Genomic DNA, 19,830 nt, shown 5'->3' on the forward strand with positions numbered 1-19,830 from the left:
TACTACTGAAGATGCTCGCGTCAAACTTAAACATCTTTATCCGATTTTTGTCACCGAAGAAACAGCTGATTTTAATGCACTATTTTAGCCTTGCCACACCAGTAGAGTGCGTTACTAACGCACCCCACCTGACTTCAAATGCGTAATCCCCGATTGAAAAATTTCGTCAAAATCATGAAAACAACAGCCCTAGAAAACCAGTCCCGCCAGCAAAGGTATTTGGAGCAATTCATTATTCGTTACACCGAGCGCACAAAAACATCAAAACAACTGGCGCAGACCTATCGCCCCTTTTTGGCTGACGAGCGAGGAACGGAAGATTTCAGTTTTCCCTTTAAAGAAATGTATCCCATCGCCAGCAAACGTGCTGCGGGTTCCAGAATGTGGGATGTCGATGGCAATGAATATATAGATCTCGTCACGGGGTTGGGAGTCAATCTTTTTGGCTACAATCCTCCGTTTATTCAAGCAGCACTAGTAGAGCAGCTAGAACAAGGCATACAACTCGGTTCGCAACTAGAGTTTGTTGGTGAGGTTGCAGAGCTATTTTGCGAACTAACGCGGATGGAACGAGTCGCCTTTAGTAATACAGGCACAGAAGCAATAATGACTGCAATTCGTTTAGCACGAACGGTCACAGGTCACAACAAAGTCGCAATGTTTTCCCATTCATATCACGGTCATAGCGATCGAACACTGGTTCAAGCAGAAACGGTAGATAACAATCTGCATTCAATGCCAATTTATCCAGGTATACCACCCAGTGCTGCCGAGGATGTTTTGGTTTTAGATTTTATGCATCCGCGATCGCTCGATGCGATCGCGGCTCGTCACAAAGAATTAGCAGCTGTGTTAGTTAGTCCGCTCCAAAGACAAAGACCAGATCGAGATCCCCGCATGTTTCTCCACCAACTCAGGCAATTAACCGCAGAATCGGGAATAGCGTTAATCTTTGATGAAGTCGTAACTGGCTTTCGCCTGCATCCAGGTGGCGCTCAGGCGTTTTTTGACGTGGCAGCAGATTTAGCCGTATATGGAAAAATCGTTGGTGGCGGGATGCCAATCGGAGCCGTTGCTGGTAAGGCTACCTATATGGATCGCATCGATGGTGGGATGTGGAATTATGGAGATGCTTCCTATCCTCAAGCGAATCAGACATTATTTGCGGGAACTTTTCGCAAACATCCACTGGCGATCGCGGCTGCACGAGCTGTCCTTCAATATCTCAAGTCGCAAGGATCGACTCTACAAGAGCAATTAGCTCAGCGCACGTCACAATTTATTGCTGAATTGAATGCTTACTTTGCCACAAAAGCAGTACCGCTGCGCATGGCAAATTTCAGCTCGATTAATGGTCCTGCGACTTCGGGAATTTCTGCATCGTTTGAGAGCCTGATGTTGTTGAATTATAACTTAATCGACAGAGAGGTTCTGCTTCTACCTGGAGGAGGAGGGTACTTATCCGTAGCCCATACTGATGAAGATACAGCTCGCATTGTGCAGGTTTTTAAGGATAGTGTAGAGGAACTCCAAAATGTAGGTCTGTTGCTTCAGTAGAGTTTTAGGTTATGTTGTCTCTCTAACCCTGTTGTGTCACTATCGCGGTAGTATAAGAATGTACAAAGCCTAGAACGAAAACACTGAGCATGGTAGAGCCTCGGACACCTGTAAAAACGGTATTGTCAACTTAACTGCAATGTAGAATAATCCTACTGGTTCCACTCGGTTCGCGACTGCTTGTCCATGTACTCCCGTGAACGATTAAGCGCCGAAATCATCAGCTACTGTGTCTAGGGCGTTGCTTCAGCAGCCAAGCGGCAAAATCGCTCAGATGCTGAAGCATCCCGATACCGTTGCAGCAAGACATCCAGTACGTTCCCCTCCGCATCGACTGCTCGCCACAAGTCGTATTGCTACCCTTTGATGCTGACCATCACTCGATCTAAATGCTATTTGTCCGCCATGTAAGGGCGTTTGCGCCGAAGCTGATTGGCATACTGCTGTCCAAATTTTCAAGCGCCATTCCCAAATCGTTTCATACGTCGCCTCAATGTCACGGTACAGCATCATTTTTTCAATGTCTCGGTAGCTCAAGGGAAACGTCTAGTAGAGCCAGACACAGTAGCTGATGATTTCGGCGTTTAATCGTTCACGGGAGTACATGGACAAGCAGTCGCGAACCGAGTGGAACCAGTAGGATTATTCTACATTACGGTTAAGTTGACAATACCCTCTCAGTTTTTGGTGCGTTACTGAGATTTTTTTCAACAATCAGACCAGATTCCTATAGTCAGAAACTATACAGCAAAAATGTAAGCTTTTATTAAGATACTACCTTTCTTCATTAGTTCTTCATTTTTTTTTCCTATTCTCCAAAAAGATAAAGATGCTAGTGCTTGAGTTTGAATACTCAGATTAAGACAACAGCCAAACAAACTAAACTCCTCGGAGTCTTTCATTGCCAGAAACAAAGTAAGTTATCACGCTATCCGGTGTAACTTGCGATCGAACTCTGGCTTTTTTCTCTATTAACTAGCGATTAAAAAGGCAAAAGTCAAAAGCCAAAAGTCAAAAGTCAAAACTATTTCTCGCGAATGACCAATGACCAATGACCAATTATGTTTCTCGTATAACCAAGGAGAAATTTGATGACAATTACTCCAGAGCGAGAGCAAAAAGTAAGGGTTGTGGTCGATAACGATCCGGTTCCTACCTCACCTGAGTTATGGGCAAAACCTGGACACTTCGATCGCACTCTTGCTAGAGGTCCCAAAACGACAACTTGGATCTGGAACCTCCATGCTAATGCTCACGATTTCGACACTCATACCAGCGATTTAGAAGATATTTCCCGCAAGATTTTCGCTGCCCATTTCGGTCACTTAGCTGTCATATTTATCTGGCTGAGTGGCATGTATTTTCACGGAGCGAAATTCTCCAACTTTGAAGCTTGGATGGCAAATCCAACGGGTGTTAAACCCAGCGCCCAGGTGGTCTGGTCGCTTGTCGGTCAAGATATTTTAAATGCCGATGTTGGTGGTGGCTTCCACGGAATTCAAATCACTTCGGGACTATTTCAACTCTGGCGGGCTGCTGGTATTACTAATACTTTTCAGCTTTACTGTACCGCGATCGGTGGTTTGGTAATGGCAGCGATAATGCTCTTTGCTGGCTGGTTCCACTATCACAAACGCGCTCCCAAATTGGAATGGTTTCAAAATTGGGAAGCGATGATGAACCACCACTTAGCAGGATTGCTAGGCTTGGGTTGCCTGGGTTGGGCAGGACACCAAATTCACGTCGCTTTGCCAGTTAACAAATTACTAGATGCTGGGGTAGCTACTAAAGATATTCCCCTGCCTCACGAATTCATTTTGAATACAAGCTTGATGGCAGAGTTATATCCTAGCTTTGCCAAAGGTTTAGTACCATTCTTTACCCTGCAATGGGGACAATATACCGATTTTCTCACCTTTAAAGGTGGTCTGAATCCGGTTACGGGTGGTCTGTGGTTGTCCGATACCGCTCACCATCATTTAGCGCTTGCCGTGCTGTTCATCGTTGCCGGACACTTCTACCGCACTAACTGGGGTATCGGTCACAGTTTCAAAGAAATGTTGGATGATGCCAAATCTCCCAACATGCTGCCATTTTTAAACTTTATCGGTCCCGTGGGTCATGAGGGACTCGATAAAATCTTCGAGACTTCCTGGCACGCGAATCTGTCCATCCACTTAGTACAGTTTGGAACGGCTAGCCTACTAGTGGCGCACCACATGTATGCTATGCCTCCCTATCCCTACCTGGCAACAGATTATGCCACTGCCCTGTCTCTATTTACCCACCACGTCTGGATTGCCGGATTCTGCATCGTCGGTGGCGCAGCCCACGCAGCTATTTTCATGGTACGGGACTACGATCCAGCCCATCACGTCAACAACATATTAGATCGAACCCTCCGTCACCGCGATGTCATTATTTCTCACCTAGCTTGGGTTTGTCAGTTCTTAGGCTTTCATAGTTTCGCTATGTACTGCCACAACGACACCATGCGGGCTTTTGGTCGTCCCCAAGATATGTTCTCGGATACGGGCATTCAGCTACAGCCAATTTTTGCCCAGTGGATACAACACATCCACACCGCAGCTGTGGGAGCGGCGCAGGTGGCTCAACCCTTGGGCGATGTCTTTGGTGGCGTGCGGGGAATCGAACTCTCAGGACTCGGTACGACAGCTCCAGGCATCGGCGCACCCGTCAGCTACGCTTGGGGTGGTGGTATGGTTGCAGTCGGTGGTAAAGTCGCCATGATGCCGATCGCACTGGGTACGGCAGACTTCTTGATCCACCACATCCACGCTTTTACAATTCACGTCACGGTACTCGTACTGTTCAAAGGCGTACTATTTGCCCGTGGTTCGCGTTTAGTTCCAGATAAGGCAAACTTGGGCTTCCGCTTCCCTTGTGATGGACCAGGACGCGGTGGTACGTGTCAGGTATCAGCTTGGGATCACGTCTTCCTGGGTCTATTCTGGATGTACAACTCGCTGTCAATGGTAGTTTTCCACTTTAGTTGGAAGATGCAATCAGATGTTTGGGGAACGGTCGATTCAGATGGCATTGTCACGCACTTGACCGGAGGTAACTTTGCTACCTCGTCGATTACCAATAACGGGTGGCTGCGCGATTTCCTCTGGGCGCAATCGGCACAGGTGATTCAGTCTTACAACTCATCCCTGTCTGCCTACGGTCTGATATTCCTAGCCGGACACTTCATTTTTGGCTTTAGCCTCATGTTCCTGTTCAGCGGTCGGGGTTACTGGCAAGAACTGATCGAATCGATCGTATGGGCGCACAACAAATTAAAAGTTGCCCCAGCAATTCAGCCGCGTGCCTTGAGCATCGTCCACGGTCGAGCTGTTGGTGTTGCTCACTACCTCTTAGGAGGAATTGTTACGACTTGGGCGTTCTTCCTCGCTCGCATGTCGGCAATTGGTTAATGGTTATTGGTCATCTGTCATTGGTCATTTGTAAAACACCAATGACCAATGACGAATGACAAATGACAAATGACAAAAAAACGATAAGTCGATCCTGAAATCGAAGATCTAAAGTATGGCTACAAAATTTCCAAAATTTAGCCAAGACCTTGCTCAAGACCCTACGACCCGTCGTATTTGGTATGCGATGGCGACAGCTCACGATTTTGAACTCCATGATGGCATGACAGAGGAGAATCTTTATCAAAAGATTTTTGCCTCTCATTTCGGTCATTTGGCGATTATCTTTCTGTGGGCATCGGGGGTTTTGTTTCACGTCGCTTGGCAAGGCAATTTCGAGCAGTGGATTAAAGATCCCTTAAACGTGCGTCCGATCGCCCATGCGATTTGGGATGCTCAATTTGGTCCACCTGCGATCGAGGCTTTTACGAGAGCTGGAGCAACTAACCCAGTCGATATCTGCTATTCCGGTGTTTATCACTGGTGGTACACGATCGGGATGCGGACGAACAACGAACTTTACGTTGGTGCGATCTTCTTACTTTTACTCGCAGCTTTGTTCTTATTTGCTGGTTGGTTGCACCTCCAACCGCGATATCGTCCTACTCTCGGTTGGTTCAAAAGTGCCGAACCACGTTTGAATCATCATCTAGCTGGTTTGTTCGGTGTCAGTTCTCTAGCTTGGGCAGCTCACTTAATTCACGTTGCAATTCCCGAATCTCGCGGGCAACATGTGGGTTGGGACAACTTCTTGTTTACCCCGCCGCATCCAGCGGGTTTGGGTGCGTTCTTTACAGGAAATTGGAGCGCTTACGCCCAGAATCCCGATACGGCGCAACATGTGTTTAACAGTTCTCAAGGTGCAGGAACGGCAATTCTGACGTTCTTAGGTGGTCTTCATCCTCAGACTCAATCTTTGTGGCTGACGGATATGGCGCATCACCACGTGGCGATCGCCGTCCTGTTGATTATTGCCGGACACATGTACCGTACCAACTGGGGGATCGGTCACAGCATCAAAGAGATGCTGAACTCAAAATCTTTTTTTGGGGCAAAGGTTGAAGGTCCTTTCAACTTACCGCACCAAGGATTGTACGACACGATCAATAATTCGCTTCACTTCCAACTGTCTTTTGCTTTAGCTGCTTTGGGTGTAGCAAGTTCTTTGACAGCACAGCATATGTATTCGATGCCACCCTATGCTTTCATCGGGCAGGACTTCACGACTCAAGCAGCGCTGTATACCCATCATCAGTACATTGCTGGGTTTTTGATGGTAGGGGCATTTTCCCATGCTGGCATCTTTTGGATCAGAGACTACGATCCAGAACAAAACAAGGGTAACGTCCTAGATCGGATGCTGCGTCACAAAGAGGCGATTATTTCTCACTTGTCTTGGGTGTCTCTTTTCTTGGGTTTCCATACTCTAGGCTTATACGTCCATAACGATGTAGAAGTTGCCTTTGGTGCGGCAGAAAAGCAAGTGCTGATCGAACCAGTGTTCGCTCAGTTTATCCAAGCAGCTCATGGTAAGGCGTTATACGGGTTTAATACACTGTTATCGAACCCAGATAGTATTGCTTCTACAGCTTGGCCCAACCATGCTAATGTTTGGCTACCGGGATGGTTAGATGCGGTCAATAACACGACGAACTCGTTGTTTTTGACGATTGGACCTGGAGATTTCTACGTTCACCACGCGATCGCCCTTGGTTTGCACGTCACCACTTTAGTTCTGGTCAAAGGAGCCTTAGATGCTCGCGGTTCTAAGCTGATGCCCGACAAAAAAGACTTCGGCTATGCCTTCCCTTGCGATGGTCCTGGTCGTGGTGGTACTTGCGATATCTCTGCATGGGACGCTTCTTATTTAGCTGTGTTCTGGATGCTCAATACTTTGGGTTGGGTCACTTTCTATTGGCACTGGAAACATTTAGCAATTTGGGAAGGGAATATAGCTCAATTCAATGAGTCTTCTACCTACCTTATGGGCTGGTTCCGAGATTACCTCTGGTTGCATTCCGCTCAGTTGATTAATGGTTACAACCCATACGGCACAAATAGTCTAGCTATTTGGTCATGGATGTTCCTCTGGGGACACCTGGCTTGGGCTGTGAGTTTCATGTTCTTGATTACTTGGCGGGGTTACTGGCAAGAATTGATTGAAACTCTGGTCTGGGCGCACGAAAAAACACCATTATCTTTCGGATACTGGAGAGATAAGCCTGTAGCATTATCTATCGTTCAAGCTCGTCTAGTTGGCTTGACTCACTTCACCGTTGGCTATATTGCTACCTATGGTGCTTTCTTGATTGCATCAACGGCTGGAAAGTTTGGCTAGCCTAGAGCAAAAATTTTAGGGCAGATTCTACAAGAAATACATTCGTTGTTTCCGCCCTAGAACTTGGCTTTATCAGTTGCGAATTTAGACTCTCCTCTCCTGGTGGACGTACCAGGAGAGTTCTTTGAAAACCATGAGTTAATACTTTCTATATTCGCGTTTATCTGCGTTACAACTCATAAAAAAATGCTTATTTGAGAAGTCGCATATAAGAAGCAAGATCGGAGGATCGACAACTTTAATTAGGAGAAAATCAAAAATGACTAATACTGCCAATCCATCTGTAGAATCAAAATTGAACTATAGGCTCGATACCGATCCCGTTCAACCCTATAAAGGAGATCCGTTTAACAGTAATTTCTCTACAGCTATTACCGATTCTCCCTTAGCTAAAGCTTTCATTAACAATCTTCCTGCCTATCGCAAAGGACTCACTCCTTTTATGCGTGGTTTAGAAATTGGAATGGCTCACGGCTATTTTCTAGTAGGACCAGAGGTTGTGGTTGGTCCATTGCGAGAGACAGCTCATGGTGCTAATTTGAGTGGATTAATTACAGCAATATATATAGCTGTATCAGCTTGTTTGGGAATTTCTATTTTTGCCATTACGACCTTCCAAGGCGATCCCAGAGGGGCTTATGGTACTACTTCTAAAGACTCGCTCAGACCCTTGAAACAGCGAGAGGAATGGTATCAATTAAATGGGGGAATTTTTCTAGGAGCAATGGGAGGAGCTGTATTCGCTTATCTACTACTAGAAAACTTCGATGCTCTCGACTCAATTTTGCGGGGTGGAGTTAATGTTAATTAGTGCGTAGATAGGCATTGCCCATCCTACAAACCTTACCAATTACCAATTACCAATTACCAATTACCAATTCAATAAAAACTGGAGAATAGCATCATGGTAGATATGACACAATTAACAGGGTCTTATGCTGCTTCGTGGTTGCCTTGGATTATGATTCCTTTAATATTTTATATTTTGCCGTTTCCAGTATTTGCTCTAATATTTATTTGGATTGAAAAAGAAGTAGGAACGGCTGACGAAGAAGTATGATTGCAAGGAGAGAGGAAACCAATCTATCTCGGTTTGTGAGGCAAAGATCTTGAAGATCCCCCCTTAAAAAGGGGCAAGAATCCCTATCAGTCCTATTTGATTTACAAATTTTTCCTGTAGAGACGTTACATGTAACGTCTCTACAGGAAAAATCAATTTTTAGTTAGTATTTGTGAGATCGGAGTTAAAAGCGGCGAGAAAATTCTCGCTACTGAAGAGGTTGCCTTCGGTAGTTTGAGTCAATTCTGTTTGTGCAGCAGGGGAAACGCTACCAAGCGACGTTAGTAAATCTTGTTTGATTTGCTCGGCTAAAGAGTTAATACTAATATCTAGCTCGGTGTTGACTTCGCGATCGCTAAAAATGCTTTCATTGATGTCAATACTTGGAGTCGTTGTTGATGGATCGACAGTCCAACCACTACCGAGTAAACTCAAGAAGTCTTTACCGACTCGATCGATCAGCGAGTCAATACCTTGACTAATTTGGTTACTATCGGCATCGCTATTATAGAGATTTCCCAAACTACTCGTTAGCAAGCTGTCAACCTCATCGCTAATGGCATTGCGATCGGTAACAAACGTCCAATCGCTATTCCCAATAACTAGCTTCCCATCACCAATGTCCTTGAAGCCATTGGCTAAAGGATTACCAATAACTAAGTTATCGTTACCGCTAAATCTGTTGCCATTACCAATCGTTGCATTGCCACTACCGAAATACCAGTTACCATTGCCAATCGTTGCATTTTCACTACCAAAATGCCAGTTGCCATTACCAACGGTTTTGTTGGCATCATCAAAGTACCAGTTACCGTTACCGATGCTTTCATTAGCATTAGCAAAAAGCCAGTTACCGTTACCAATGGTTGCATTCTCAGTTCCAAAATACCAGTTACCATTACCAACAGTAGCGTTATCGTTATTGTAATACCAGTTGCCGTTACCGAGAAGATCGTTGTAACTAGCAAAAAGCCAGTTACCGTTACCAACAACTTCATTACCACTACCATAATGCCAGTTGCCATTACCAATAGTTCTATTATTAGTAGCACTAGCCGCACTTTCAGGATCGGCTAAATCGGCAAGACTCGTCAGCCAGTCACTATTATTAATAGGTATGGGTAGATTGTTAAAGGCAAGGTTACTATTACTATCGCTAGAAGACGAGTTATTATCAGTGGTTAAACCGTTACCTTTGAAGTATGCGATCGCACCTTGAAGAGTAGTATCGCTACCAAAAGGCGAGTTGCCTTCACTAGAAGAATTAAGATCGATTAATTGCTGCCAGTCTCCACTAGCAAATATCCAATTACCGCTACCAGTAATAGAATTGTTGTTGTCATGGTACGTGCTACTACCACTCGTACTCAGGCTATCAGTATTGATAAAAGGATTGCCACCTCCAGCAAACGGGTTACTATCTTCGCTACCTGTAGGCGGATTATTGCTGTCAGCAGAGGAAGCTGTACTGCCTTCAGGAGGACTACCAATACCGCTAAAGATGTTAGTTAAACCTTCTTCGCCTGTAACTTCGCTTAAGGGACCAAATGGCGACTGTTGCAGTAGGTTATTTAAATCGATAGAGGAAAGATCGTTTTGAGTCGGAACGAGATTATCGCTACTAGTAGTATTGCCTTCGCTAACTAGAGGGCTTTCAGCACTAGTAAATGGATTATCCCCTTCACCTGGATTAACACCACCAGCGAAGATATTCCAAAAGTTATCACCAGCAAAAGGATTACCACCGTAAGCTAAATCGCTTTCTGAATTGGGGTTGTCGCTAGCAAATGGATTCTCTGCATTATTGCTATCAGCAGCATCACCAACACCACTAAAAATATTAGCAAGATCCTCAACATCTAAGACTTCACTTAAGCGACCGAACGGCGATTGTAGCAGTAAATCGTTTACGTCGCCCGAGGAACCGTTGTTACCTGGTTCAAAAGAGTTAGACTCAGAGGTGGACATGAAGCTACTTCTCCTAATTACTAATACAGAGTTCTAAGTGGCAAAAATATTCTATAAATTAATTAGTATTAATTGCTAATATTTTGCGCATTATCTTTGCAAAAAATACTTGTTTTGCTATCAAAGCTGAGTTGCTAAGAGTTAGCACTTGAACTACGAATACAATTGCAGGATTAATTAATCCTGTATTTGATACTAAAATAGTCTATACTTCGTAAGACATGATTGTCAGTGACGAATCTTTCGAGCAATTTGTTATTTATTTTTTTCTAATCGATCTAAAATCAATAAGCTGCAAGTCATGATTTGCAGCTCATTGATTATTTTTACTTACGTCCTGCAACGCCTCTAATATGGTTATAGCCAAATTATCGAAGCTGAATTTGTGTCAAGACTGGCTTGGGCTTGAGGAGCATTTAGCAATAAATTATTGTACTCGTCGCTATGAGGAACTACGATCGCGTCATTACTAATAGTTAAGACTTGACTCGGAGTTGCTGCACCACTGAAATTCCACTCGCTACCAATCGGATCGGGAAAATTGCCACTATTCTGATTGTTCCCGTCAGCAAAGATATTCCAAAAGTTGTCACCAGCAAAAGGATTGCCACCGTAGAGGAAATCGTTACTCATAGGAGAAATATCTTCCTCGTTGGTATTGCGATCGAACGAATCGCTATTACCAAAAACGTTGCTCGACCTGTCCGGTTCGAGAGCTTCACTGAAGCGCCTAGAAGGCGAACCTAGCAAAATATCTCTGTGATTACTCGTGCGATCGCTAGCAGCGCTACTATTATCTAACATACTACGTTATTCGTTTACGAGTGGCAGATTATTTCTGAGTTTTTGCTTTTTGGTTTGACTACCTTTCACTGTATTGGCAGTACCGCGCCAAACCATTAGGAAAAAAGCTCCAGCAATTAAGGTTCCCAAGCCAGTTTTTATGACATTTTTTGTCAAGTTAAGACTATTGGCTGTATTTTGTGATGCTTGTGCTTGAAATTTCTGCTCAGACTTAGCAATTCCAGCTAGAATTTGACTTTTTAATTGCTGAGGATTTTGAGATGTTGGCGCATTAATTCGTAGATTAAACCGAGACAATGTATCTGTAATTTCTCGATCTGTTTGAGCTTGACTGAGTTGTTGCTTGATAACTTGAAGCTGTGCTGATTGTTGCGCGATTTGGCGATCGCCTCCTTCGTGTATGCGCCAAGCAGAACTGACAATTAAAGGCAGTAGCAATAGAAACAATATGCCAGCTACCAGAGCCGCTCTAGACAAAAACTTGAAAATTTTAAAGTTTTTCTCGCCAATTAAGAGAAATACTAATCCAATTAATGGCACAGGCGATCGCTCAACTAGATGGCTTGCCATTTGAAACTCCCACGCAGGATTGGTAAAACCTGGAGGAATAAAAATACTAATAATATCTAAAAGTGACAAAGCCAATAAGACGTAGCCAGCTATGCGAAAAAGCGGACTAAACCAAAATTCTTCACTATTAGGTTGAGACATGAAAATTTACCTTTTTGAAGTCAAAAATTGAAAGTCGAAAATCAAAAAATTAGAAATTAGGTATTGTAGGAGCGGGTCAATTATCGTACACACTCACTAAGTTATCAGTCATAATGAACTCGCGAAACTGAAGGAAATATGTCTTGGCAGTACTATCAATTAATGCATGTCTGCTAGTACGAATTGCTGATTCTATGCCGTAACTTTTGTCTACTAGATACAGTGCAAAAGCGGCATTTAAAGTGACGAGATCGACCAGTGCTTTTCGTCCCTGTCCACTAAGAATAGCTAGAAATTCTGCGGCGTTATCTGTAGCATTGCCTCCAGCTAACTCCGATTCTGGGACGGTTTCCATGCCAAAATCTTCAGGCACGATTTGCTTTGTACTGATGCGATCGCCCCGTACTTCTATAACTTGAGAAGCACCCGCTAAGGTAATCTCATCTAGTCCATCTGAGCCAGTCACGACTAAAGCCTCTATCCCTAATTCCATTAAAGTTTCTGCAATAATTTGCGCTACTGCTGGATCGCCACAACCGACAAGTTGATGTTTGGGTTGGCTGGGATTGAGTAATGGTCCTAGTAGATTAAACACAGTAGGATAACCGACTTCAGCTCTAGCAGCTGCGATCGCCTTAAAAGCTGGATGCCAATCCCGGGCAAATAGAAAACTCAGCCCAGTCGTCGCTAAACTTTCAACAGCCCGCGCTGTCATCGCTGTTAGAGAAATTCCCAAAACTTCCAGCAGATCGCAGGAACCATTAGGTTTAACTGAGCCTCGATTACCGTGCTTAGCAACTCGAATCCCCAAAGCGGCGACAATAAATGCTGCCGTGGTAGAAACGTTATAGCGCGGTCGGCGCACCCCGCCAGTACCAACAATATCGAGATCGACATGACCGAAGTTTGCTCGCCGCCTTCTGTCCCAAAGGACATCGCGATATCCCAGGAGTTCTTGAGTTTGGGCATCGACTACTGGTCGAGTTTGCAAAAAGCTGACAATTTCATTGAACTCAGCTTCACCCGACAAGAGATACTCCATCACCTGACGTGCTTGTTCTCGCGATCTCGGTGTTTGCATGTGAGTGGTAGTTGGTAGTTGGTAGTTGATTGCTGGTCACTGGTCACTGGTCACCGATCGCTGGTCACTGGTTACTTTCCACTGGCAACTGGTAACTGATAACTGTTAACTGATTCTTTATTCCAGCGATTCATGGCTTTACCGACAACGGCGAGTTCTTGCATCAAGGAATCGAACCGTTCTGGAGTGAGTGATTGAGGTCCATCGGATAAAGCTTTGGCGGGATTGGGATGGACTTCGATCATTAACGAATCCGTACCTGCTGCGATCGCTGCCATTGCCATTGAGGGGACGTACTCGGCTTTACCCGTACCGTGGCTAGGATCGATCGCAATTGGTAAATGGGTGAGCGATCGCAACACGGGAATAACTGATAAATCGAGTGTATTCCGTGCATACTGGCGATCGAACCCGCGAATACCCCGTTCGCAGAGAATCACATTTGGGTTTCCTGCTGCCATGATATATTCGGCTGCCATCAGCCACTCTTCAATCGTGGCTGACATTCCCCGCTTGAGGAACACTGGTTTATCTTGCGCTCCTACCTTCTTGAGTAGGGGAAAATTTTGCATATTTCTCGCCCCTACCTGTACGATATCTGCCACAGCTGCAACCTTATCCAGATCGGCAGTGTCCATCACTTCAGTAATAATTCCTAAACCCGTTGCATCGCGGGCTGCAATAAGTAAATTTAAAGCACTCTCCCCATGTCCTTGAAATGCATAAGGGGATGTACGAGGTTTGTAAGCACCACCGCGCAGGAACTTTGCGCCTGCTGCCTTGACTCTTTGAGCAGTATAGACGATCATTTCTTCGTTTTCTACCGAGCAAGGACCCGCGATCGTTACGAGCGGGTGGTGTTCCCCAAAAGGGACGAAACCATTTGGAGTTGATACAACGACTTCGCTAGGTTCACCATGACGAAACTCGCGGCTGACGCGCTTGAATGGTTGTTCGACCCGCACGACTTGTTCGATCCAAGGACTGAGTTCTTGGACTCGGAACGGATCTAATTCAGCTGTGTTCCCAACTAGACCGAGAACAATTTTGTGTTTGCCAACACTTTTTTCTACTTTCAAACCCCAATTACTTAACTCTTCAGAAATTCGAGTGATTTCCTCTTCTGGAGTACCACTTTTCATGACTACGATCATATTTAATCTTCCTACTAATTTTTTAATTGGTAGTGGTGCGTGTTGATGCGGGTGTAGGGTGTAGGGTGTGGGGTGACAGTGACCAGTGACTCCTGACCAGTGACCAGTTAGTTATTTTATCTCCTCAGCTCCCTCAGTTCCCTCAGCTCTCTTCTAACTCCCAATCCCTAACTTCACGACAGTTTGTACGTCCTTATCGCCACGTCCAGAGCAGTTGATGACAATACGCGGACTGCCACTTAGTTGCGGACAGAGAATATCTAAATAGGCGATCGCGTGGGCAGTTTCTAGAGCTGGAATAATCCCCTCTAGTTGAGCCAAATTCTTGAATGCATCTAATGCTTGGGCATCCGTGACGCTGTAATATTCGCTGCGTCCAATATCCTTTAAATAACTGTGTTCGGGACCCACTCCTGGATAGTCTAATCCAGCACTAATTGAATGTGCTTCTATAACTTGACCGTCTTCGTCTTGAAGTAAGTAACTCATTGCACCGTGCAACACGCCGACTCGTCCTTGCGTGAGGGTTGCTGCGTGTTTTTCCGTGCTGACTCCTTCCCCTGCGGCTTCAACTCCAATTAATCGCACTGTTGGTTCGTTGACAAATTCGTAGAACATTCCAATTGCGTTAGAACCTCCTCCGACGCAGGCTAAGAGAATATCTGGCAACCCGCCCCATTTTTGCTGACATTGGGCGCGAGTTTCCGTACCAATAACAGCATGAAAGTCTCGTACCATCATTGGATAGGGATGAGGTCCAGCAACGGAACCTAAAATATAATGAGTTGATTCTACGTTTGTGACCCAATCTCGAATTGCCTCCGAAGTTGCATCTTTTAACGTTCCCGTACCTGCCTCTACTGGGCGCACCTCCGTCCCCATCAGCCGCATCCGAAATACATTTAGGGCTTGCCGTTCCATGTCGTGAATGCCCATGTAGACGATGCACTGCAACCCAAAGCGAGCGCAGACAGTAGCAGTTGCGACCCCATGCTGACCCGCTCCCGTCTCGGCAATAATTCTTTGCTTGCCCATCCGTTTTGCTAATAAAACTTGAGCGAGAGCATTATTAATTTTATGAGCGCCTGTATGGTTTAAGTCTTCTCGCTTTAAATAGATCTGCGCTCCCGTGCCATCAGGTCGTAGGTAGTGTTGGGTCAAACGCTCGGCAAAATACAAAGGGCTAGGTCTGCCAACATAGTCATGCAGTAATTGTTGCAACTCAGCCTGAAAGCTGGGATCGACGCGATATTGCGCGTAGGCTGCTTCGAGTTCGGTTAATGCAGGCATTAACGTCTCCGGCACGTACTTCCCACCAAAGCGCCCAAACCGACCCAAGGAATCGGGTTGTACTTGTGAAAGATTATTAGTTTCTCTGATGCTAACCACGGTTTTTATTGGTAATGGGTAATTGGTAAGTTGTAAATTGGGTATTCGGAATCAACTCATAACTAACCCCTCGCTCCTCACTCCTTGCTCCTCACTCCTCACAGAAATTGCTGATTTTAGTTCTCGACACAATTGAGCGATCGCCTGCAATCCTTCAGTTGAGTTTGCGGCTGCTAAATGTTTGACAAAGGCACTACCGACGATCGCCGCATCTGCGCCCCAATCTTTGACCTGACGTGCTTGTTCGGTTCCAGAAATCCCAAAACCAACACCAATCGGTTTATCGGTAATGCGGCGCATGTCTGTTAACAAAGTTTTTACCCGTTCTTGTAAGTGCGATCGCACCCCCGTTACACCCGTAACGCTGACCAGGTAGATAAAACCTTGCGATTGACGAGAGATCGCGGCTATCCTTTCGGGAGAGCTGGTAGGCGCTACGAGTAAGGTGGTCTCAATGCCAGAATCAGCCGCAGCTTGAATTAACTCTGTCGCTTCTTCTAGAGGTAAATCCGGCACGACTAACCCCCGCACCCCAGCGCTGGCAATTTGTTGGCAAAAGGCACGAACGCCTCGGTTTAAAATCGGATTGTAGTAGGTAAATAAAATCAACGGTGCTTTGAGGTTAGGGCTGACAGTTGCTACCATTTCTAGCACCTGCTCTAAGCGCGTACCTCTTTGCAACGCACGGGTCGCCGCTGCCTGAATCACAGGTCCATCAGCCAGTGGATCGGCATAGGGAACGCCCAACTCGACAAAATCCGCACCATTGCGATCGAGAGTGTATAAGGCTTCAGCCGTCGTTTCTAAGTAAGGATCGCCAGCTGTAATAAAAGGAATCAAAGCGCACTCTTGGCGGCTGCGTAAAGATTGGAAGCGATCTGAAATTATTTTGGTCATGGGTAATAACTAATGGGTAATAGGTAATGAGTAAGCTAAGGGTTAGCAATGAGAACTAATCTTTAACAACCGACAACTAACAACTGCCAACTACCAATTACCAACTACCAGTTTTAGTATTCAACAAACTACATACAGCTTGTTCTACATCGGGTTGTTTAACGAGTGACTCTCCGACTAGAACTGCACGAACGCCAGCGTTGGCAACCAGGGATAAATCTTCAGCTGTATGTAAGCCAGACTCGCTGACAACGGTAATGCCCAAATCGCTAATTTGTTGCCGACGCTGTGCCATTAGTAGCCGTGTTGTTTCCAAATCGACGTGAAAGTTTTCTAGATTACGATTATTAATTCCAATCAGGCGCACATCGGATAGTGCTAGTACGCGATCGAGTTCGTCAAGTGTGTGTACTTCAACTAAAGCAGTCATGCCTAATTCATGAGCAATTTTTAAAAATTCTTGCAAAGTGTGGTCTGATAAAATGGCTGCAATTAGCAATACTGCATCTGCTCCAGCAGCTCGCGCTAGATAAATTTGATACGGATCGATAACGAACTCTTTGCATAATAGCGGTAGTGACACGCTCTGTCGAATTTTCCGCAGATTGTCAAAACTACCTTGAAAGAATTGGCGATCGGTCAAGACTGAAATACAAGTCGTACCACTTCGTTCGTATGCTTGGGCAATTTTTACCGGATCGAAATCAGTACAAATAATGCCTTTACTTGGCGATGCTTTTTTGACTTCGGCAATTAAACTTGGTTGGCGATCGCTTTGCTCGATCGCCATCAAAAAGTCTTCTGCCCACGGTGTATCGCTGACCTGTTTTTGCAACTCAGCTAGTGGCATATCTGCTTGCAGTTGGACGACTTCTTGCTGTTTATGCCACACAATTTCAGCCAAAATATGACGCGATTTACTGTTAGATGCAACCTGATGATTGATTTCGATAGTAGCCATTAAGAAAGTGGTGTGTGGTGAGTGGTGAAGCAGCGGGCGGCGAGGTGTCCTCGCGCCCCATTAGCTGCACAGTGGTGAGTGAGGAAATAAGGGAGAGACAGATTTTGATGCTTGAAGATTGGCATAGTTGCCAACAATATTTTTGACAATTTTTAAGCCGATGTCGCCGTTTAGGGTCATGATTGATTCGGGGTGAAACTGAACTGCGGCAATTGGCATTTCTCGATGCTCGATGCCCATAATTACATCATCATGAGAAATTGCTGTAACTTTTAAATCTGGGGGTAAGAGTTTTGGTAGCGCAAATAATGAATGGTATCTACCGACTTCAAATGATGTAGGCAAGTCCTCAAATAGATGAGAATCTGAGTCTGTGACAAAAACGCGAGAAACTTTACCGTGTTGAGGATAATTCAGTACTCCTAGTTCTCCGCCAAAAGCTTCGACAATTCCTTGTAGCCCCAAACAAACGCCAAAGATCGGAATTTGTCGATTGATGCAGGCTAAAACTGTGTCTGGAACGCGAAAATCCTTGGGTCTACCAGGTCCAGGTGAAAAAACTACCAAATCTGGACGCTCGGTGTCGAAAACTGTTTCGCTAAAGCCGTGGCGTAGCGTTTTGACGATCGCCCCAGTTTGACGAATGTAGTTGGCGAGGGTGTGAACGAAGGAGTCTTCGTAGTCAATGAGCAGCACGTATGGACGCTGTTGAGGGCGATCGCTTATTAATTCCTTTATTTCACTTGACAAATCGTCGCTAATTCGATGAGCGCGATTGATGGTTTCAAACATGGCAGCAGCTTTCGTAATAGTTTCTTGCGCTTCTGCCTCTGGAATTGAGTCATACAAGACGGTAGCGCCAACTCTGACTTCGGCGATCGCATCTTGCAATCTAATCGTGCGTAAAATTAATCCTGTATTTAAGTTGCCGTTGAAGTTTAACCAGCCAACTGCACCGCCATACCAACGCCGAGAACTGGGTTCGTGCCGTTCGATAAACTGCATTGCAGCGCGCTTGGGTGCGCCTGTCACCGTTACTGCCCAAGTGTGCGTTAAAAAGGCATCTAAGGCATCAAATTCAGGTCGCAGTTGTCCTTCTACATGATCGACTGTATGAATTAGATGACTGTACAATTCGATCTGGCGGCGACCGATCACTTGTACCGATCCGGGTTCGCAAATCCGCGATTTATCGTTGCGATCGACATCAGTACACATCGTGAGTTCGGCTTCATCTTTGCGGGAGTTGAGCAACTGACGAATTTGTTCCGCATCTTCGATCGCATCCTGTCCGCGCTCGATCGTGCCGCTAATCGGGCAGGTTTCAATATGCTTACCTTCCACCCGCACGAACATTTCTGGAGAGGAACCAATTAAATATTCGTTACCTAAGTTAAAAATAAACCCGTAGGGACTGGGATTGACTTGCTGTAATGTCTGAAATAATTGAGCCGGAGATGCTTCGCAAGCAGCAAAAAAAGTTTGGCTGGGGACAACTTCAAATAGATCGCCTCTTTGAAAGTATCCTAGTGCTTCTCGTACCAGTTGAGCATATTCACCGGGGGCGCGATCGCAATCTTGGGTTGGAGTTAGATGTTGACCCTTGTAGTTCATAGATTCACCTGTACGCGGTAAACCTCTGGTGCTGCTGTTATCTATCTCAAACTCATACTGATAGCAAAATGCCTTTTGTTGATAGCGATCGACAACGACGAGTTCATCCGGCAAATATAATACTAAGTCTCGTTGATCTGCAGGACGAGAATGCAACTTTGGCATTGACTCAAACTGAAATACCAAATCGTAGCCGAATGCACCATACAAGCCTAAGCGATCGTCTTCGCTACTGTGGAAAGTATGTAACAACTGACGAATTACGGTGAAAACAGATGGTTGCCTGCTGCGTTCTTCCTCGGAATATATTCTTTCGGCTAATTTAACCGTGCCAACAATACAATTGTTTTCTAGCTGGACTGTTTCTAATTGTGCGTCTTCAGATAAACGCGCTGCCAAATATGGCAATAGAACCGCACCGCGATCGTTATGCGCCGTCAGAGTAAAAGCATTCTCGCGGGTAGCAAGTTCTAAGGGTGGATTGACAAAGCCAATTGCCCATCGCTTGTAACGCCCAGGATACTCATAGCTACTCGTCAATACCCCTCCCCGCTGAGAATTGAGTTGCAATAATACCTCTGCGATCGCAGAATCGACCGGAATCTCGGTGGTAGAGTAAGAAACGCGAATACCGCCTTCGGTTGTATAGCAATGGGAATCGGGTATCATGTGGTAAGTCGTAAGTCGTAAGTCGTAAGTCAGAATTAACTGGTAATTAGTTACGGATAATCGATAACTGAATATTTGACTTTTATTTTGTCCGCTAGAGAAAAGCTTATAAAAATCCAGCAAGCCTTACTATGAGAATTGTTTCGATAGGCTTGCGATTTTTTTCGATCTTGCTAAAACAGGACTT

Annotated in this window: 15 protein-coding genes; 5 read left to right on the forward strand and 10 right to left on the reverse strand. The window is 45.2% G+C overall.

Going from position 1 to position 19,830, the window contains the following annotated elements:
• The first annotated feature begins 174 nt into the window (after positions 1 to 174).
• Complete coding sequence (locus H6G17_RS14765) at positions 175 to 1,557, forward strand: aminotransferase class III-fold pyridoxal phosphate-dependent enzyme (RefSeq protein ID WP_192158341.1); 1,383 nt, start codon at positions 175 to 177, stop codon at positions 1,555 to 1,557.
• Between the two features lie 270 nt (positions 1,558 to 1,827).
• Here H6G17_RS14765 and H6G17_RS33485 read toward each other — a convergent pair whose 3' ends face one another.
• Entirely contained in the window at positions 1,828 to 2,070 is a 243-nt protein-coding gene (locus H6G17_RS33485; RefSeq protein WP_242038402.1) for a hypothetical protein, read from the reverse strand.
• Between the two features lie 578 nt (positions 2,071 to 2,648).
• On the opposite strand from H6G17_RS33485, the gene psaA reads away from it, so the two are divergent.
• From psaA to psaI, 4 genes are all read left to right on the forward strand, one after another.
• Complete coding sequence (gene psaA, locus H6G17_RS14775; protein ID WP_192158343.1) at positions 2,649 to 4,997, forward strand: photosystem I core protein PsaA; 2,349 nt, start codon at positions 2,649 to 2,651, stop codon at positions 4,995 to 4,997.
• A gap of 115 nt (positions 4,998 to 5,112) precedes the next feature.
• Positions 5,113 to 7,335, forward strand: a complete 2,223-nt coding sequence (gene psaB, locus H6G17_RS14780; protein WP_192158345.1) for a photosystem I core protein PsaB — start codon at positions 5,113 to 5,115, stop codon at positions 7,333 to 7,335.
• A 259-nt stretch (positions 7,336 to 7,594) separates the two neighbouring features.
• On the forward strand, positions 7,595 to 8,146 hold the full coding sequence (locus tag H6G17_RS14785) for a photosystem I reaction center subunit XI (protein ID WP_192158347.1): 552 nt from the start codon (positions 7,595 to 7,597) through the stop codon (positions 8,144 to 8,146).
• 93 nt (positions 8,147 to 8,239) lie between these two features.
• Positions 8,240 to 8,395, forward strand: coding sequence for a photosystem I reaction center subunit VIII (gene psaI, locus H6G17_RS14790; RefSeq protein WP_192158349.1), 156 nt, complete (start codon positions 8,240 to 8,242; stop codon positions 8,393 to 8,395).
• Between the two features lie 159 nt (positions 8,396 to 8,554).
• Here the strand turns inward: psaI and H6G17_RS14795 are convergent, their stop codons facing one another.
• From H6G17_RS14795 to H6G17_RS14835, 9 genes are all read right to left on the reverse strand, one after another.
• Positions 8,555 to 10,363 (reverse strand): hypothetical protein, encoded by a 1,809-nt coding sequence (locus tag H6G17_RS14795; RefSeq protein ID WP_192158351.1) that lies wholly within the window; start codon positions 10,361 to 10,363, stop codon positions 8,555 to 8,557.
• A 357-nt stretch (positions 10,364 to 10,720) separates the two neighbouring features.
• Positions 10,721 to 11,167, reverse strand: a complete 447-nt coding sequence (locus H6G17_RS14800; RefSeq protein ID WP_192158353.1) for a hypothetical protein — start codon at positions 11,165 to 11,167, stop codon at positions 10,721 to 10,723.
• Between the two features lie 6 nt (positions 11,168 to 11,173).
• Entirely contained in the window at positions 11,174 to 11,878 is a 705-nt protein-coding gene (locus H6G17_RS14805) for an HpsJ family protein (RefSeq protein ID WP_192158355.1), read from the reverse strand.
• 76 nt (positions 11,879 to 11,954) lie between these two features.
• Positions 11,955 to 12,959, reverse strand: a complete 1,005-nt coding sequence (gene trpD, locus H6G17_RS14810) for an anthranilate phosphoribosyltransferase (RefSeq protein WP_192158357.1) — start codon at positions 12,957 to 12,959, stop codon at positions 11,955 to 11,957.
• Positions 12,960 to 13,030: 71 nt separating this feature from the next.
• Positions 13,031 to 14,113 (reverse strand): 3-deoxy-7-phosphoheptulonate synthase, encoded by a 1,083-nt coding sequence (aroF, locus tag H6G17_RS14815; protein ID WP_192158359.1) that lies wholly within the window; start codon positions 14,111 to 14,113, stop codon positions 13,031 to 13,033.
• 153 nt (positions 14,114 to 14,266) lie between these two features.
• Positions 14,267 to 15,502 (reverse strand): tryptophan synthase subunit beta, encoded by a 1,236-nt coding sequence (trpB, locus tag H6G17_RS14820; protein WP_192158361.1) that lies wholly within the window; start codon positions 15,500 to 15,502, stop codon positions 14,267 to 14,269.
• Positions 15,503 to 15,553: 51 nt separating this feature from the next.
• On the reverse strand, positions 15,554 to 16,399 hold the full coding sequence (gene trpA, locus H6G17_RS14825) for a tryptophan synthase subunit alpha (RefSeq protein ID WP_192158363.1): 846 nt from the start codon (positions 16,397 to 16,399) through the stop codon (positions 15,554 to 15,556).
• 97 nt (positions 16,400 to 16,496) lie between these two features.
• Positions 16,497 to 17,360, reverse strand: coding sequence for an indole-3-glycerol phosphate synthase TrpC (gene trpC / locus H6G17_RS14830; protein WP_192158365.1), 864 nt, complete (start codon positions 17,358 to 17,360; stop codon positions 16,497 to 16,499).
• 60 nt (positions 17,361 to 17,420) lie between these two features.
• Positions 17,421 to 19,643 (reverse strand): anthranilate synthase, encoded by a 2,223-nt coding sequence (locus H6G17_RS14835; RefSeq protein ID WP_192158367.1) that lies wholly within the window; start codon positions 19,641 to 19,643, stop codon positions 17,421 to 17,423.
• Positions 19,644 to 19,830: the final 187 nt, after the last annotated feature.

Source organism: Chroococcidiopsis sp. [FACHB-1243], from assembly GCF_014696895.1.
Taxonomy (GTDB): domain Bacteria; phylum Cyanobacteriota; class Cyanobacteriia; order Cyanobacteriales; family Chroococcidiopsidaceae; genus Chroococcidiopsis.

Coding starts and splice junctions, on each gene's coding strand:
- aroF (WP_192158359.1), bottom strand. CDS start 14,113: ATGATCGTAGTCATGAAAAGTGGTACTCCAGAAGAGGAAATCACTCGA.
- H6G17_RS14765 (WP_192158341.1), top strand. CDS start 175: ATGAAAACAACAGCCCTAGAAAACCAGTCCCGCCAGCAAAGGTATTTG.
- H6G17_RS14835 (WP_192158367.1), bottom strand. CDS start 19,643: ATGATACCCGATTCCCATTGCTATACAACCGAAGGCGGTATTCGCGTT.
- H6G17_RS33485 (WP_242038402.1), bottom strand. CDS start 2,070: ATGATGCTGTACCGTGACATTGAGGCGACGTATGAAACGATTTGGGAA.
- H6G17_RS14795 (WP_192158351.1), bottom strand. CDS start 10,363: ATGTCCACCTCTGAGTCTAACTCTTTTGAACCAGGTAACAACGGTTCC.
- psaI (WP_192158349.1), top strand. CDS start 8,240: ATGGTAGATATGACACAATTAACAGGGTCTTATGCTGCTTCGTGGTTG.
- H6G17_RS14785 (WP_192158347.1), top strand. CDS start 7,595: ATGACTAATACTGCCAATCCATCTGTAGAATCAAAATTGAACTATAGG.
- trpA (WP_192158363.1), bottom strand. CDS start 16,399: ATGACCAAAATAATTTCAGATCGCTTCCAATCTTTACGCAGCCGCCAA.
- psaA (WP_192158343.1), top strand. CDS start 2,649: ATGACAATTACTCCAGAGCGAGAGCAAAAAGTAAGGGTTGTGGTCGAT.
- H6G17_RS14800 (WP_192158353.1), bottom strand. CDS start 11,167: ATGTTAGATAATAGTAGCGCTGCTAGCGATCGCACGAGTAATCACAGA.
- psaB (WP_192158345.1), top strand. CDS start 5,113: ATGGCTACAAAATTTCCAAAATTTAGCCAAGACCTTGCTCAAGACCCT.
- H6G17_RS14805 (WP_192158355.1), bottom strand. CDS start 11,878: ATGTCTCAACCTAATAGTGAAGAATTTTGGTTTAGTCCGCTTTTTCGC.
- trpD (WP_192158357.1), bottom strand. CDS start 12,959: ATGCAAACACCGAGATCGCGAGAACAAGCACGTCAGGTGATGGAGTAT.
- trpC (WP_192158365.1), bottom strand. CDS start 17,360: ATGGCTACTATCGAAATCAATCATCAGGTTGCATCTAACAGTAAATCG.